The 16454-nt window shown below is 64.6% G+C and carries 10 protein-coding genes and 1 riboswitch; of the genes, 7 read left to right on the plus strand and 3 right to left on the minus strand.

Annotated features, from left to right (window positions below):
* Nucleotides 1-18: 18 nt before the first annotated feature.
* Nucleotides 19-3939, plus strand: a complete 3921-nt coding sequence (locus tag GFD18_RS00300; protein WP_225432819.1) for a DEAD/DEAH box helicase — start codon at nt 19-21, stop codon at nt 3937-3939.
* Nucleotides 3940-3972: 33 nt separating this feature from the next.
* Here GFD18_RS00300 and GFD18_RS00305 read toward each other — a convergent pair whose 3' ends face one another.
* A complete protein-coding gene (locus GFD18_RS00305) occupies nt 3973-5289 on the minus strand; it encodes a hypothetical protein (RefSeq protein WP_133119498.1) in 1317 nt (438 codons plus the stop codon).
* Nucleotides 5290-5541: 252 nt separating this feature from the next.
* Between GFD18_RS00305 and GFD18_RS00310 the strand changes: the two genes are divergently transcribed.
* Together GFD18_RS00310 and GFD18_RS11205 are read left to right on the plus strand one after the other, a co-directional pair.
* Nucleotides 5542-6444, plus strand: coding sequence for an EamA family transporter (locus tag GFD18_RS00310; protein ID WP_163200097.1), 903 nt, complete (start codon nt 5542-5544; stop codon nt 6442-6444).
* A gap of 235 nt (nt 6445-6679) precedes the next feature.
* Nucleotides 6680-6805, plus strand: coding sequence for a hypothetical protein (locus tag GFD18_RS11205; RefSeq protein WP_263863963.1), 126 nt, complete (start codon nt 6680-6682; stop codon nt 6803-6805).
* 157 nt (nt 6806-6962) lie between these two features.
* Here GFD18_RS11205 and GFD18_RS00315 read toward each other — a convergent pair whose 3' ends face one another.
* Nucleotides 6963-9143, minus strand: a complete 2181-nt coding sequence (locus tag GFD18_RS00315) for a GmrSD restriction endonuclease domain-containing protein (RefSeq protein WP_100509913.1) — start codon at nt 9141-9143, stop codon at nt 6963-6965.
* A 131-nt stretch (nt 9144-9274) separates the two neighbouring features.
* Here GFD18_RS00315 and GFD18_RS00320 point away from each other — a divergent pair, with 131 nt between their 5' ends.
* Both GFD18_RS00320 and GFD18_RS00325 read left to right on the plus strand, forming a co-directional pair.
* Nucleotides 9275-10219 carry a hypothetical protein gene (locus GFD18_RS00320; protein ID WP_163200096.1) on the plus strand — a complete coding sequence of 315 codons (945 nt, stop codon included), beginning with the start codon at nt 9275-9277 and terminating at the stop codon, nt 10217-10219.
* Between the two features lie 160 nt (nt 10220-10379).
* Nucleotides 10380-12011, plus strand: a complete 1632-nt coding sequence (locus tag GFD18_RS00325; protein WP_163200190.1) for a DEAD/DEAH box helicase — start codon at nt 10380-10382, stop codon at nt 12009-12011.
* A 4-nt stretch (nt 12012-12015) separates the two neighbouring features.
* Here the strand turns inward: GFD18_RS00325 and GFD18_RS00330 are convergent, their stop codons facing one another.
* Complete coding sequence (locus GFD18_RS00330; protein ID WP_204313999.1) at nt 12016-13467, minus strand: MDR family MFS transporter; 1452 nt, start codon at nt 13465-13467, stop codon at nt 12016-12018.
* 663 nt (nt 13468-14130) lie between these two features.
* Nucleotides 14131-14314, plus strand: a riboswitch (FMN riboswitch).
* A gap of 247 nt (nt 14315-14561) precedes the next feature.
* On the opposite strand from GFD18_RS00330, the gene ribD reads away from it, so the two are divergent.
* Nucleotides 14562-15779 (plus strand): bifunctional diaminohydroxyphosphoribosylaminopyrimidine deaminase/5-amino-6-(5-phosphoribosylamino)uracil reductase RibD, encoded by a 1218-nt coding sequence (gene ribD, locus GFD18_RS00335; RefSeq protein WP_100509911.1) that lies wholly within the window; start codon nt 14562-14564, stop codon nt 15777-15779.
* Nucleotides 15760-16449: a riboflavin synthase gene (locus GFD18_RS00340; RefSeq protein WP_100509910.1), complete on the plus strand. Its 690-nt coding sequence runs from the start codon at nt 15760-15762 to the stop codon at nt 16447-16449. Before ribD ends, GFD18_RS00340 begins: the two co-directional genes overlap by 20 nt.
* Nucleotides 16450-16454: the final 5 nt, after the last annotated feature.

Consider the following 16454-nt stretch of genomic DNA (forward strand, 5'->3'; position numbering starts at 1 on the left):
GAACGAAAGGCGGCGGTGATGGCGGACGACTGGCGGACGCGCGTGTATGGCGGCCGAGGCGGCGGCTCGTCATTTGGAGGCGGCTCGTCGTTCGGCGCCGGTTACGGTGATATCTCCGGCTACGACGCCGACGACGATTTCGGCTACGACGGAGGCTACGGCTACGACGATGCCGCCGAAGGCGAAGGCGCCGCATACGGCCATCAGGACGAGGCCATTCCCGAGCATGTGCTGCGTGTACTCGGCGGATCGGCCTTCTACCGCGCCTACGACGTCATCTCCGGCGGACGGATGCATGCGCTGGCCTGCACCGTCGGCCGAGACTCCACCACCACGCTGACCGCCTTGGTCTCCAGCTCCTCGGGAAGCGCGTCCTATCGTGTGCGAGCGACACTGGACGAATCCCACGGCCGCGTGCTCGACTCCTCGTGCTCATGTCCCGCCTATGGTCGCTACGGTTCCGCATGCAAGCACATCATCGCGCTCATCATGCAATACAACGATTCGCCCGAATCCTTCGATCAGGACGCACCGGGCGGCACGGAGGCGGGCGGCATGACGTTGCGCCGCCGCAGAACGTCCCGAATGCTGCAGTCGTTCATGCAGCAGGAGGAGATGCGTCGGCGTCAGGAGGCACAGGAACGGCAGGTCGACCTTCTCAAGCAGGTCAGCGCGCTCGCCGATTCGGACGACGCCGTCGGTGCCGCCGGCCGAAAAGGCGCCGTCGGAATCGCCACGCTCGAACAGCATATGCCGGTGGGCAGTGTTGCGCTCCGGCCCGGCATCGGCAAATCGGAGCGTGGCAATGGATGGCTGATGCGGCTGCATATCATCGTGCCGAGCCGTGGCATCGCATACGTCGTCAAGGACATTGACGCCCTGCTGCGCGCCATCCAATGGCGGCAGTACGTGGTCTACGGCAAGAAACTCGCGTTCACGCATACGCTGGACGCCTTCGACGAACGTTCACGCGCCGTCATCGGCATATTGCGCAGGGCGGCGGATATCCGCGCCGGCATCGAATCCGTCGGCGGCGCGTCCGTCGGCCGCCGCGGCGGATATCGCGGCGGCTACCGAAGCCGTAAGCCGCAGTCCTCCGAGATGCTGCTCACCGACGCCGAAATCGCGGATCTGCTCGATCTGTACGTGGATTCGGGGCAGACCATCGATTACGCGCCCGCAGGGTATTATGCGGCGGCCATGGATGCATCCGTCGTGGACGGCGACCCCGATATGGGATTGTCGGTCGAACGCATCGACGGCTCCGACGGTGTCGGCACCGATGACGGCGGCTCCGCCGCGTCCGGTGCCGTCGTCGGCCACGGTGGCGGCTATGTTATACGGCATCGCATGAACGCGGAGGCGTTGATAATCGGCCAGCAGAGCAGTTTCGTCATCGTCCGCGCGTCGGCGGACGACATCGACGGCGGGATTCCGGTGATCCACCGGTGCAGCCGTCGGTTCGTGGAGAATCGTCGCGTCATCGACGTGCTATGCGACGACAACGACGCCGATGGACTCTATCTCGGTCCCGACGACGTGGATATATTCGCCGCGACGGTGCTGCCCTACGTCACGCCCGTACGAGGCGACGCGGCGGATCCGGCCGACACCGACGGCGCCGCGAACGCCGTCGCGCCGCAGGATTCGTCGCGAGATGAAGGCCACGGCAATGGCATCCCCATGCGTCTGCCGGACGAGCTGGCGCGGCGCAGACGCCTGCCATGCCGCATCGAAATCTATCTTGACCGCGACCTGCATGGCGTCAGCTGCGAGATGAAGGCCCGCTACGGCGACGACCGGTTCGACGTGTTCGCCGGCATCGGCCCGCATGACGCGATGCGCGACCGCGACGCCGAACGCCTTGCCGTCGAGGCGGCATTGCACTACTTCCCCCGGCCGGAAGGTCTCATCGCCCGCATTCCCGAATCCGACGACGACGCCATATGGCGGCTGCTCACCGAAGGGCTGCCCGTGCTGCGCGACCTCGGCGACGTGTTCTCCACACCCGCGTTCGACGGCCTGACCGCCGTAAGCCATCCGGTCATCAGGGTCGGTCTGTCGCTGAAATCCGATCTGGTGGAGATATCGCCGATCGCCGACGAAATCGATCCCAAGGATGTGCCCGCGCTGCTCGCCGGATACCGACGCCGCCGCAAATATCATCGCCTGTCGAACGGTGCGTTCGTGAACCTGCATGATGTGAACACGGCGGCCATCGACGACATCGCCGCCGACCTGGGACTCAAGCCCGAGGAACTGGCGGCAGGCGTCGCGGTGCCGTCATACGAGGCCTATTATCTCGACCATCAGGTCGCCGACGACGACAAGGACGAACGATTCCGCGACTACGTGAACGATCTGAAGGTCATCGACCCGGCCTCGTACGCCGTGCCGCAATCGTTGGCCGCGACGCTTCGCCCGTATCAGGTCGAGGGATTCCGTTGGCTCAGCGCCGTATGCGACAAGGGCTTCGGCGGCATCCTCGCCGACGAGATGGGCCTGGGCAAGACCGTGCAGCTGCTGTCGCTGCTCGTCGCCCGACGCGACGAATTCCGCACCGTCGGGCCGAACCTCATCGTCTGTCCGGCGTCGCTGGTCTACAACTGGGCCGCCGAATGCGCGAAGTTCGCGCCGGAGCTGTCGGTCGAGGTCGTGGCCGGAACGAAGGCCGAACGGCGGCGGATGCTCGAAACGGCGCGCGGCGGTGGGAAGTCCGGCGATTCCTCCGTCCCCGACGTGCTCATCACGTCATACGACCTGCTGCGCCGCGACATCGCCGACTACGACGGCATCGAATGCTGCTGCATGGTGTTGGACGAGGCCCAGTATGTGAAGAACCACGCGACCAAATCGTCGAAGGCCGTGCGCGCGATCGCAGCCCGTCACCGGTTCGCGCTCACCGGCACGCCGATAGAGAACCGGCTCGCCGAACTGTGGAGCATCTTCGACTTCCTCATGCCCGGCATGTTCGGCTCGTACGCGCACTTCCGCGAGCGCTTCGAAATGCCCGTATTGAGCGGTGACGAGAAGGCGCAGGCCAGGCTTCAGGCGTTCGTCGGCCCGTTCATCCTGCGCCGCCGCAAGGCCGACGTGCTGAAGGACCTGCCGGAGAAGATAGAGAACGTCATCACCGTGCGGCTGGAGGGCGAGCAGCGGCGACTGTATGCGGCGCTCGAGCAACGTCTGCGCGCCACATTGAACAAGCAGAAGGACGTGGACTTCAATGCGGGCCGGATTCAGGTGCTTGCCCAGCTGACCAGGCTGCGCCAGGCCTGCTGCGATCCACGGCTGCTGTACGCGAACTACGGCTCCGACCTGCCACAGGACGACGGCTCGGCGGACGTGGCGTCGAAGGATGCGACGGCCGTGGCGGCGGGCGGCGCCGTGAAGGCCGCGAAATCCGCGAGGCCGCCGAAATCCGCCAAGCTCGATGCCATCGAGGAGCTTGTGCTCTCGTGCCGCGACGCCGGACGCAAGATGCTCATCTTCTCCCAGTTCACGAGCTATCTGGATCTGATAGCCGAACGATTGCGCCGCGACGACGTCGCCTACGACATCATCACCGGCGCCACGCCGAAGAAGCGACGGCTCGAACTCGTGGACGCCTTCAACGCCGACGCCACCCCCGTGTTCCTTATCTCGCTCAAGGCAGGCAACACGGGGCTCAACCTCACCGGCGCCTGTGTGGTCGTGCACGCCGACCCATGGTGGAACGCCGCCGCACAGGACCAGGCCACCGACCGTGCCCATCGCATCGGACAGACGCAGGACGTGAACGTGTATCAGATCGTGGCCAAGGACACCATTGAGGAACGCATCCTGAACCTGCAGCATGGCAAGACCGACCTCGCCTCACGGTTCGTGGACGCCGCGTCGTCGTCGGGCAACGCCATATCCGCCCTCACCCGCGACGATCTGCTCGCCCTGCTGCACTAGTCGGGTGCCGGACGGGTTCTGTCTGGGCTGGTCTCATTCCGTCGTGGCGTTGGGCCTGGCGTGGTCGTAGGCGTAGTTGCCGTGGCCGAGATCCCAGTAGGTCAGCACCAATCCGCGTCCGGTCCTCTCCCCGGTCTGGCGAAGAATGTATTCCTCGTGGGATGATTCCACGCTGATGCCGATCTCCTCGCCTAGGGCGTCGGTGAACGTGAAATCGGCGTATTCGGTCTCATCGTCGTCGTCATCGGTCTCCGTATGATGCGCGAAGCTGCTGAACGTCACCGGCTTCGTGACGGGTCCCTGCTGCAACGTGCCGAACACGCCGGACAATCCCGAAAGGCCGATGGCCAGAAAGACCACGATGCCGATGCAGTGCCGTACGATGTTGCGGCGCAGCAGGCGCGAGCGCACCTGCCGCGGTTCGTGCCGGTATATGTCGTCGTGGGCCAGGCTGGGCCCCTGCACCAGCATGTGGATGATCATCCAGACCGCGAAGACCAGCGCGCTGACGAACACCACCGCATCCTGCATCACACGCTCTACGCCGAACGGCGACATCGTTCCCAACTGATATCCGGTAAGGGCCACCAGACCGAAGAAGAACAGCATCGTCGGCGGATTGAGCAGCACCGCATACCGGCGCTTCGCGTCGTACCATGCGGCATCGTCGTCGGCGTTGCCGTTGCCGCCGTCCGTCCCCTGCGCCGCCGGCGCCATATACGGCATGGTCGTCGCACCGTATGGCATGGACGACATATGCGAGGTCCGCCATTCGTGTTCCTGGGACGTCGCCATGCGTCGTACGACGGTGTAGTGCTTGTCGGCATCGTCGTTCCTATTGTTGCTGGCGTTGCCGCTGCCGGCGCTCCTGTTGGCGTTGTCTCCCCGTCGCTCTTCGACCACGTCATAGGGATTGGGCTGCGGATACCCGGGGTCCGGCTCGATGAGGTCGATGATGTCGGTGTCTTCGATCCATCGCAGGATGATATGCGTGCCCGGCGTCTTCATGAGGCGTTCGATGCGGCCGTAGACCGGCAGTTCGGCGAATTTGAGGGTGTCGCCGCGTTCGAGCCGGATCGTGTATTCGAAACGGGTCGTCGGGTCGCCGTCCGAATCCGTCGAATGGATCTCGTTGAACATCCATATGATGCCCCGTGCCGTGGTGACTCCCCGCCTGAGGAGTCTGATGTTCCTGACGGTGTAGTAGATGCAGATCGCGACCACCACGATGAGGCCGAGCATCCATACGATATCGGCGAGGGTCATCTGTCCGCCGATTCCGGAGGAGACCAGCCATGTGAAGCGGATGACGGTGTAGGCGAGCAGCGACAGCATCGCCACGATCAACATGATGGTTCGGTTCCGTAGCGTCCTCATACGGCAGGCTTCCTCTTCGTTGACGATGATTCCCTCCTTGCATTATGCCCCCGAAGCTCGGGGAGGGGTCATCGCATCGACGAGAGTTATGCCGTTGTTCACCGGTGGGGCATGTCGCCGTGCCGTGCGGACGGCTCCGCCGCGCGTTGCCGTCGGCAGGCCGTCCGCGGCCGCCGGAGCGCGGCCTCGCGGTATCATCGTGGGGTGAAGAAAGCGGTTGAAGAAGTGAAGCAGACCCCGCACGGCGTGGCGGCCACCATCGCGTCGGCGCTCGTATACGGCATGTTCCCCCTGTATTGGGCGGCGCTCGACAGCGTGTCCTCCATGAACGTGATGCTCTACCGCATCGTCACCGCGGCCGTGGTCATGGTGCTGTTCATGCTGGTCACCGGCCGCTGGGGCGGGCTCGTGGCCCATGTGAAGGCCATGTGGCGCACGCGTCGCGTGTTCTGGATGTCCGTGCTCGCCGCCGTGCTCGTCACCATCGACTGGGTCGTCTACATCTATCTCGTCTCCATCGGCCACACGTCCGAGGCCAGCGCCGCCGGCTTCCTCATCCCGCTCGTCAACATGATGCTCGCACTGCTTCTCCTGCGCGAGAGGACCAGCGCGCTCGGCATCGCGTCCATGCTCATCGCGCTCATCGGCGGCATCCTCTACGTCATCGACACCGGCAGGTTCCCCGGTCTCGCCCTCGCCATGGTGTTCAGCTACAGCGGATACTGTCTCATCAAACGCTTCGTGCCGCTCGACGCCTTCGAATCGCTGACGTTCGAGACCGGCGTGCTCACGCCGGTGGCGTTCATCGCCCTGGCCGTGCAGCCGAGGTTCGGCGTGCCCGCCGACGCCCCATGGCATGTGTGGGCGCTGCTCGCCGGATGCGGCGTGCTCACCGCCGTGCCGTTGGTGCTCACCTCGTACGGCGTCAAGCACGCGACGTTCCTCATGCTGAGCTTCACCCAGTACATCACGCCCACCATCCAGCTGCTGCTCGGCATCGTCGTGCTCGGCGAGCAGGTGCCCGCCCACCGGTTCATATCGTTCGGCGTGATCTGGCTGGCCCTGGCCGTATACTCCGTCGACCTCGTGCGGCAGCATCGCAGCCGCCTCGAACTGGGAAGAAAATAGGCCGTCGCATCGCCTTCCTTCGGCTGCCGGCCTTCTGCGCCGCTTTTGCAGAAGGCCTGCAAAAGCGGCAAAAGCCGCAATCCACTTCGGAAAACCGCCATTGGAACGACCTAATGTGCGCTGACGCACAATAATCGCGAAGGAATTGTGCAACGAATGGAAAACCGTTGCATCCGTAATGCCCGCCTCCTAGATTGACAATCGCAACAAGGAAAACCAATCAAGGAGGTTCATCATGAAGTTCGCAAAGGCATTCCAGGAGGGTCTCGCGATGGCCAGCTTCTCCAGCATGGATTACGTCAACAAGGACATGCTCGAGACCATGCGCTACGTCGCCCGTCAGATCGAAGAGGACAAGTGATCCGTCGCCGGTCATGATGCCCGCAGGCATCGGCTGGCATGAGTCATTCGGTCTTCTCTGATTCGAGGACCAGACCTTATCGATCGGAGATACGGCCAACGGCGTCCGTATATCTTCCTCTTTTTTCGTTTCTTCTTTTCTATGTTCCTTACGTTATTTACTTCAGCGTGCTCAGACGATACGTCTGCCATACGTCGCTGAGCTTCTGCCCGTTGGAGACCCGCTTCCACACGTTGAGCGCGGCCCCCGCCGCCTTGCCGCTGGCCGCACGCGCCGCCGCCGTGGGCGTGGCATGCACGGAACCGTCCTCAAGTTCGAGCCTGCCGTCGTTCGTCACCGTGGCATACCATTCCTGCCCCAGGCGCGGACGTTTCCACACCAGCTTCTCGCCGGGGACGAGCAGTCCTGCGTCGATCACCTGCATGATGGTGATGCGCCGCGAGCCCTGCGAAACCCGTCGGGCCCCTCGGGACAGCGTCTCCTCGCTCACCGACGTCAGATCCACGTCGTCGGCGTCGAAACGAATCCGCCAGTATTCGGCAAGCAGCTGCACGATCTCGTTCTGACGGCGCTCCAGCACATCGGGCGTCATGCCCGTCACCGATGTGAGTTCGGCGGTCAGCGGGAACCGACGGGAACGGGGAGCCTCGGTGATGCGCTCCATACGCGGCGTGAAGCTGTCGACGTCGGCCAGCTGCTGTTCGTTTGCCGCCGACAGCACCATGTTGCCGATGCGGTCCGTCCAATGGTCGCGCGTCGCCTCCGGCCAGGTGACGAACGACGAGTTCGGGCCGATCCTCTCCGGCAGGATTCGCACCACGTTGACGCTGCGAGGACGGACCACGGGCGAGCCGTTCCTCACGTCGTTGGCGCGCAGCAGCAGCACCTTCTTCATCGTGTCGTTCATCTGCATCTCGCCGCGCAGACGGGCCAGAGCGGTCTTGCGGTCCTCGTCGCTCACGCTGAACCCGGTCGACTTCTTCAGCTTGCGGCCATGGTCGAGGTCCTTGAGGATCTGCACCACACGCTGGCGACGCTGCGACGACGACGCCTTGCCGAGATTGTCGACGCCGGTCACGCGTTCCAGCGCGCGCAGCACCTTCACCAGCTGCTCCTGGTCCTTCTCCTCGAACGTGATGGTCTGCGGAACGCGCGAATGCCGCGCGGAATGCCGTCCGCCTTGCGGGCCTGCGTTCGCGCCCGCGTCGTTCCTCGCGGACGTCGCCGCCGTATCCGCGTCGTTCGTCGCGCTCGCCGAGCCGTTCGCTCCGAGCACGCCGACCCGCCCGATGTTGACCAACGCCCAGATCGCCACCGACTTCCATTCCGTCGTCGGGAAGTCGTCAAGCCGCACCAGCCATTCCGACACCTCCTGCGGCAGGTCATACGCGTGCGGCTGGCCGAGGATGTTCCACGCCGTCGCATACGGCACGAGGATGTTGTTGATGAACTCCACGGCCGTGTTCTTCTCCAGATACGCGTCGAATGCCTTCGACTGGAAGCCGTCGAGGATCATGCGGTGCGACTTCTTCGGCGAAATGCCCAGCAGCAGGTCGTTGAAGAACGTCTCGACGTTGTCTCCCAACGGATCGACAGCATTGTCCCAACGCCTGCCGTAGTAGTCGCGGTCCGCGATGTCGATCGCCGAGATCGCCTTCGCCTTAAGCACATCCGACGGCGTCAGCGGCATGCCTCGCATGTTCATCACATCGAAGATGCGGTGCGCGCCGGCCAGGTCGTTCGTCGTCACGATGATCATGAGCACGTTGCTCACCAGATACGAGGCGAAATACCGGCGCTCGTCGTCGGTCAGCGACGACAGCGCATCATACGCCGCCTTCGTGTTCTGCATGATGTTGCGCTGCGCGTTCGACTCCAGGTCGGTGTCGCGAAGATCGAACAGGCCCTCCAGATTGCCCTCCTGCACATAGTCGCGGAAGAACTCCGCGTCACGCTCGCGCAGGGTCAGCCTCGGTTCGGCCGCACGGCCGAACAGACGGTTGCCCTCCTCGAGAATCAGCGCATTGAGATTGTCGGACAGATCATGGTCCTTCTCCATGGCCCGCAGGATGGCGATGATGATGGTCAGCGACGTAAGGCGCTGCTGGCCGTCGATCACCTGGAACAGCCGGTTGTTCGGGTCGCCGTCGCCCACCAGAATCAGCGAACCGAGGAAATACGGATGGTCGGGATGTTCAGAGGCGTCGCGCAGGTCGTCGACTAGCTGCAGCATATGCTCGACCCGCCACGAATACGCGCGCTGGAAGGCCGGGATGACGAACTGATAATCCGTGGAAAACACCTTGCCGAGCGGCTTCTCGCTCGCATTGATCGCCATGCCGTCCCCTTCGTGAAACTACGCCGATGTATCCCTGCCACTATAACGCGTGCACAGCGGGCGATGCATTACCGGAACGACGCGTGTTCGTGAGATATCGTATGGAACATACGGCACAAAGGAGCGGACTCATGGAGCATCAGACCAGAACGGCGATCGAACTGCGATACTCCGGCAACGCGGCGCGCTCGCGGTCGTTGAACATCAGGTCGCTGGCGGCGTCGCTCAGCGGATTCACCGACGCCGTGGGCGAATACCGCAACATCGTGCTGCCGCTGATGAACCTCGACGCCGTCGCCGACTCCATGCGGCCGAGGAGAGGGGCGTTCGTCGCGTCGCTGGTGCTGCTCGGCGAGCCGGTCGCCATCGCGCGGGCCGCCGCGCCCGACGCCGGTGGCGGGTCCGGGCGCGGCATGGCCGATGTGACCGACGTGACGGACATCGCCGTCGGATTCATCGAGACCATCGGCATCTTCAAGGCGCGCGTGCTCACCACCGGGGACCCGATGCCGAACTCGTCGGAGCGTGCGGTCATGACGGAGGACGGCGTGGAGGTGACGTTCGCGGAGCAGGCCACGCCCGTCGTCGTGGACCATGAGGCCTATGTGGCGTCGAAATCCATTCGCCTCGCGAAGTACCTCGGCCGCGCGTTCGGCTCGTTCGCCAGCATCGACGTGGACATGGTGACGGTCTGCGCGCCCGATTCCGGCGGATCGCTGGACATCCCGTCCGGCGTGGCCCGTGCCCTGCGCGACGTGGACGACCTGGTCGAGGTGCACAAGCCGCTTATCGAGACCCGTCAGCTGCAGATCGACACCATCCAGTTCAGCTCCGACAAATGGCGGTTCAAGGACGGCGACCAGAAGTTCTATGCGCGCATCGCCGACCGGCGGTTCCTCGCGCAATGGGACCGCGGCGAGATCTCGTTCAAGAACGGCGACCGGCTCAACGCGGTCGTCCGCACCGAGCGCTCGTCGATCGGCGGCACGCTCACGTTGGGCGAGCGGTCGATTCTCAAGGTGAGCAATCCTCACGCCGTGCTCTTCCAGCCCTCCATCGACGACCTGATGGTGTAGCCGCTTCTCCACACGCTCCGGTACGCTTATGGACGTTTGTTTTCACTGCAAGCCGGCGGATTCCGGCTTGAATTCCCGTTGAAAGGCTGCTGTGCCGAAGCATATTGATATTGACGACGTTGACGATGTGACGACCGATTTTGATGACCGCTCGGATGATATGGACCATCCGGACGATATGGATGATATGGGAGGCAAGACGGACGACGACGCGCCCGCCGCCGTCTCGTTCGCCGAATTGGGCGTGCCGAAGCCGCTGGTGCGTGTGCTCGCCGCCGACGGCAAGACCACGGCGTTCCCCATCCAGGCCGATACCCTGGCCGATTCCCTCGCCGGCCGTGACCTGCTCGGCCGCGGCAAGACCGGGTCGGGCAAGACGCTTGCGTTCTCCATCCCCCTGGTCGCCCGTCTTGGCGGCGAACGCTCGTCCGGCGCCGCCGCCATGCGTGACTTCAGGCGCATCCGTAACCGCGGGGGAGCCGCGTCGGATGCGCGGCTGCCGCATCCGCGCGGCCTGGTGCTCGCCCCCACGCGCGAACTCGTCAACCAGATCGACGAGGTGATTCGTCCGCTGGCCGATGCCTACGGGTTGACGACCGTCACCATCTACGGCGGCGTGAAGCAGAGCCGACAGGTGACGGCGTTGCGCAACGGAGCCGATATCGTCGTGGCCTGCCCCGGACGTCTCGAGGACCTGCTTGGCCAGGGCCTGCTGTCGTTGGAATCCGTGCGCATCGCCGTGCTCGACGAGGCCGACGAGATGGCCGACATGGGCTTCCTCCCCGCAGTGACCCGACTGCTGGGCAAGATCGATCCGCACAGCCAGCACATGCTGTTCTCCGCCACGCTCGACCACGGTGTAGACGGGCTGGTGAAGCGCTTCCTGAAGAACGCGCGCGTGCACGCCGTGGATTCCGCCGAATCGCATGTGGACGAGATGACGCATCACGTGTTCGTCGTCACGCAGGGCAACAAGCATGAGCTGGTGCGCCAGCTGGCCTCGGGCATGGGCAAGCGCATCCTGTTCACCCGCACCAAGTACCAGGCGAAGAAGATGGCCGCCAAACTGGTGAAGGCCGGCATTCCCGCCGTCGACCTGCAGGGCAATCTTTCGCAGAACCAGCGCGACCGCCATCTCGCCGCGTTCAGCAACGGCGACGTACGCGTGCTCGTGGCCACCGACGTGGCCGCGCGCGGCGTGGACATCAGCGGCGTGGAGCTCGTGGTGCAGGTCGAGCCGCCGGCCGACCCCAAGTCGTTCCTGCATCGTTCCGGCCGCACCGCTCGCGCCGGCCATTCCGGCGACGTGGTCACGCTCGTGCTGCCCGGTCAGGAGAAGGAGGTGCGGCAGATGATGCGCCGCGCCGGCCTGCGCATCGCCTCCGTGGAGGTCACGCCCACCTCGCCCGAGGTGGAGGAGCTGGTCGGCGAGCATGCCCCGCTCGTCAATGGCTGGGAGCTGCCCAAGCCGGCGCCGCAGAAGCCTGCGGGAACCGGACGCCGTTCACGCTCTCGGAACAGGGGAGCGGCTGCCGCCGAATCCCGTGATGAATCGGAATCCCGTCGTGACTCCGGCAAGCGTGATTCCGCAAGGCGCGGCATCGACAACCGTGGCGGCGGCAAACGCGGCGCCGTGGCGCGCAACGGCGAGGAACGCCGACGCGGCAAGAACGGCGGCTCCTCCGCGCGCGGCGGTTCGCAGCAGCGCGGCGGCAACGCCAAGTCGGGTGGATTCCACCGTCATCGCAAGAAGGCCGCCCCCTTCCGCATGGCCGGCGGCAAGAAGCGGTAATCGTCTACTTCCGCCTTCCATCCCGCACGAACAGCGACAGCACGAACGCCACGCAGGACACCACGGTCGAGACGACGAACACCGCATCCACGCCATGCGCCAGGCCGGCCTCCCCCGAGCCGGCCACCGATGCGGGCAGCGTGTTCGTCGTCATCACCGTGAAATACAAGGCGATGACGATGGCGGCCATGGTCTGCCGCAGCGTGTTGTTCATCGCCGTGCCATGGGGGATGAGCGGGCCGGTCAGCTGGTTCAGCGCCGTGGTGGTCAGCGGCATGAGGCAGAACGCCACACCGGCCATCATCAACGTGAAGAACACGGCCGGATACCACGCCGGCGTGTCCGCGTGCATGCGCGACAGCGCGAACGCCGCCACGGCCACGACGGCGATGGCCGGCGGGGCAAGACGCCGGATGCCCACCTTGTCGAACAGACGTCCGGCGATGGGGTTGAACACGCCCTCGGCCACGCCGCCGCCCATGAGCAGCAGGCCGGACTGCAGGGCCGTCATACCCAGCGAATTCTGGATGAACATCGGCAGGATGTTCATCGACGTGATGAACGTGACGAACACCAGAACGACCACGGCCATCGACAGGCTGAACATCGGACGGGCGAACACGCGGAAGTTCAGCATCGGCTGCTTCAGGCGCAACTGCCGAAGAATGAACGCCGCCAACGACACCGCGCCCACGGCGATCGAGCCCAGCGTCTCCGGCGCCGTCCAGCCGTCCTGGCCGGCGAGGCTGAATCCCAGCAGCACACCGCCGAATCCCATCGTCGACAGAACGACCGACGCGATGTCGATGCTCGGGTCGGTCTGCCTGGTGACGTTGCGCACCGTCGGAACGGCGGCCGCCAGCACGGCGACTGCGATGACGATAAGCGGCACGAACAGGAACCGCCACGGCAGGAAGTCGATGATCAGGCCGGAAAGCGTCGGCCCGAGCGCCGGCGCGAACGCGATCACCAGGCCGAACCAGCCCATCGCCGTGCCGCGCTTCTCCGGCGGGAACGTAAGGAACAGCACCGTCTGCAGCAGCGGCATAAGGATGCCCGCGCCAGTGGCCTGCAGAATGCGGCCCAGCAGCAGCACGGCGAATCCGGGCGCCGCCGTGCATACGACCGTGCCGAACAGGAACATGCCGATCGCATAGAAGAACAGCTGCCGTGTGGTGAACCTCTGGATCAGGAACGCGGTGATCGGGATCATGATGCCGTTGGTGAGCATGAATCCGGTGCTCAGCCATTGCGCCGTGTTGCTGGTGATGTCGAATTCGCGCATGAGATGCGGCAGCGCCGACGTCATCAGCGTCTGGTTGAGGATGGCGGTGAAGCTGCCGACCATCATGATGACGATGGGTATGTAGCTCATGCCGTGCGTTTCGTTCGTGGTGTTCTTGGTCGATGCCGTGTCCGCCGTCATGGACGCGGCGTGCTGTGATTCTTCCGACACAGTGTCCCCTCGGTGTTCTTGTTGTTGTCAGCCATTCATCGTGGTGCGCCGGCGGGCGGATGCGGCCGAAGCCGGTCGCCGTGCGCCGGACGGGATGCCGAACCAAGCCGATTACGGACGGCCGCGTTCATCCGCGCGGTCGTAGCCCCTGCAAGAATTCAAATCTCCGACCGACATACTACCAACATCGTCGTAGCTCCGTCCTCATACGACGAAAAGGAACCGTGGAACGCGTTCGGTTCCCATTCGTTGTCGGGTCGTAAACGAACGGGAACCATGGAGGGCGTTCGGTTCCTGTCCGTTGTGGTTTTACGAACGAAGAGGAACCGTGGAACGTGTCCGGTTCCTGTTGGTTGTGTTTCCGCGAACAAACGGGAACCGCAGGGAAAGCCCGGCTCCCATCCGTCGTAAATTCCCCAACGAATGGGAACCATTACAGGGTATTCGGTTCCTGTTTGTCGTCGTTTGCGGCCCGACGGATATCCGCTTGGAGATTCGCCACAATATGGTTTTAGAGGAATGTTGACGAACGTGGATTTTCGTTGAGATTCCGGCGATATTGAAGGTGTTATCAACAATGGTGATATCCACTATTCGAGATTGGGGCGTGATGCGGTCGCGTTTGTCGGCGACGGGCGCTTCAATCGGAACCGACAATTGAACACGCATCTTCAGGGCAGGGTGAAATTCCCGATCGGCGGTATAGTCCGCGAGCATGCAGGTGCGAACCGCCATCCGGCCGGCAACGGCCGTCGGCGTTCGCGTTGAACATGTGGGAGCGAAAGCGCTCGTGAACCGGTGGGACTCCGGTACCGACAGTCATAGTCTGGATGGAAGAAGAATGCGACGGCGTCGGCACGGTCGACGCATCGGCGCGGCCGAACGGCCGTTGGGCCGATGCGAGGCCGGTATATGTTCGTGCATATCCGCACTGTCCATCGCCATCGTCATAACGCAGCCCTGAATTCCAACGGAATTCGGGGATTTTTGTTATCGGCGGCGAGAACATCGCAACGGATGTGCGACGAGACCCGACGAATGCGCCGTCGCCACGTGAAACCCTGGACATGCTCTATCGCGGTGAAAGGGGAGACGTGGACGATAGGGATTACATGTCCGTGGCGCTGAGCCACGCGAAAAAGGGCGCGGGAAAGGTCAATCCCAACCCCATGGTCGGTGCGGTCATCGTACGTGACGGCCGCATCATCGCCGTCGGCCATCACGATCACTTCGGCGGATGGCATGCCGAACGCGCCGCACTCGAGGCGGCGAAGCGCGACGGTGTCGACGTGCGCGGCGCCACCATCTACGTCACGTTGGAGCCCTGCTGCCATCAGGGCAAGCAGCCGCCGTGCTCGCAGGCACTCATCGACGCCGGGATCGCGCGCGTGGTCGTCGGCTCGGCCGACCCGAATCCGCTCGTCGCCGGCAAGGGCATCCGCCAGCTGCGCGAGGCCGGCATCGAGGTCACCGAAGACGTGCTGCGTGACGAATGCGACGCGCTCAACGAGATCTTCATGCACTACATCGTTTCCCACAAACCGTTCGTGCTGCTCAAGTACGCCATGACCGCCGACGGCAAGATCGCCACGCGGACCGGCGCCTCGCGGTGGATCACCGGCGAGGCGGCCCGCCATCGCGTGCACGAGGACCGCGGCAGGTTCGCCGCCATCATGGTCGGCGTCGGCACCGTGATCGCCGACGACCCACAGCTCACCTGCCGACTTGGCGACGGCGATGCCGGCGACGGCCGCGAGACCACCGGCCACAATCCCCTCCGCATCGTCTGCGACAGCCGCCTGCGCACGCCGCTCGACTCGGCCCTCGTGCGCACCGCGCACGACGTGCCGACCATCATCGCCACCTGCGTGCCGTGGAACGAGCCGGCCGCGAAACCCTACGCCGACGCCGGCTGCGAGGTGCTCACCATTGACGCCGACGCCGCCGGGCACGTCGACGTGAACGCGTTGGCCACCGTGCTCGGCTCGCGCGGCATCGACAGCGTGATCGTCGAAGGCGGCGCGTCGCTGGCATGGGCTGCACTGCGCGCGCGCATCGTCACGAAAATCGACGCCTATGTGGCGCCGAAGATCTTCGGCGGGGCAAGCGCGCCGACGCCGGTCGGCGGCGACGGCGTCGAAACGCCCGCCGACTGCTTCCGCCTGACGAACACGACGGTCGAAACGTTGGGCGACGACCTGCTCATCGAAGGCCTCGTCCGATACGACAACGACGACAACGACGGCAGCGAGCCGTCCGACGCCGATGACAGTGCCGAAGAGGGGGAAGACCATGTTCACGGGAATCGTTGAGGACCTCGGCGTCGTGGAGTCGGTGGTCCAGGGCGCGGATTTCGCCAAGCTCACCGTATCGTCGGATGTCGTGGTCGACGACCACACGCGCATCGGCGACAGCATCGCCGTCAACGGCGTATGCCTCACCGTCACGGCGTTGCACGGCACGTCGTTCACCGCCGACGTGATGCACGAGACGCTGCGCCGTTCGAGTCTCGGCGGCCTGCGCCGCGGCAGCCGTGTGGACGTGGAACGCGCCATGCCGGCCGACGGACGGTTCGACGGCCACATCGTCTCCGGCCACATCGACGGCACCGGCGTCATCGAATCGATACGCCCCGACGGCATCGCCACCGTATACACGATTCGCGCGCCGCGCGAGCTCATGCGGTTCATCGCCGAAAAGGGATCCATCGCCATCGAGGGCATCAGCCTGACGGTCACCTTCGCCGACGAGCGCACGTTCGGCGTGGCCATCATCCCGCATACGGCCGCGAACACCGTGCTGCCCGAACGCAAGGTCGGAGACGTGGTGAACCTCGAAACCGACCCCATCGCCAAATACGTGGCCCGGCTGCTCGGCATGGGCGGCGGCACGGCGGCCGGCGATGCCGGATCGGCCGCTTCCGGCGGCGGCTCCCATCCCGCGACCATCACCGAATCATTCCTCGCCCAACACGGGTTCTAGAGCAA

The organism is Bifidobacterium saimiriisciurei (genome assembly GCF_010667655.1).
Taxonomy (GTDB): domain Bacteria; phylum Actinomycetota; class Actinomycetes; order Actinomycetales; family Bifidobacteriaceae; genus Galliscardovia; species Galliscardovia saimiriisciurei.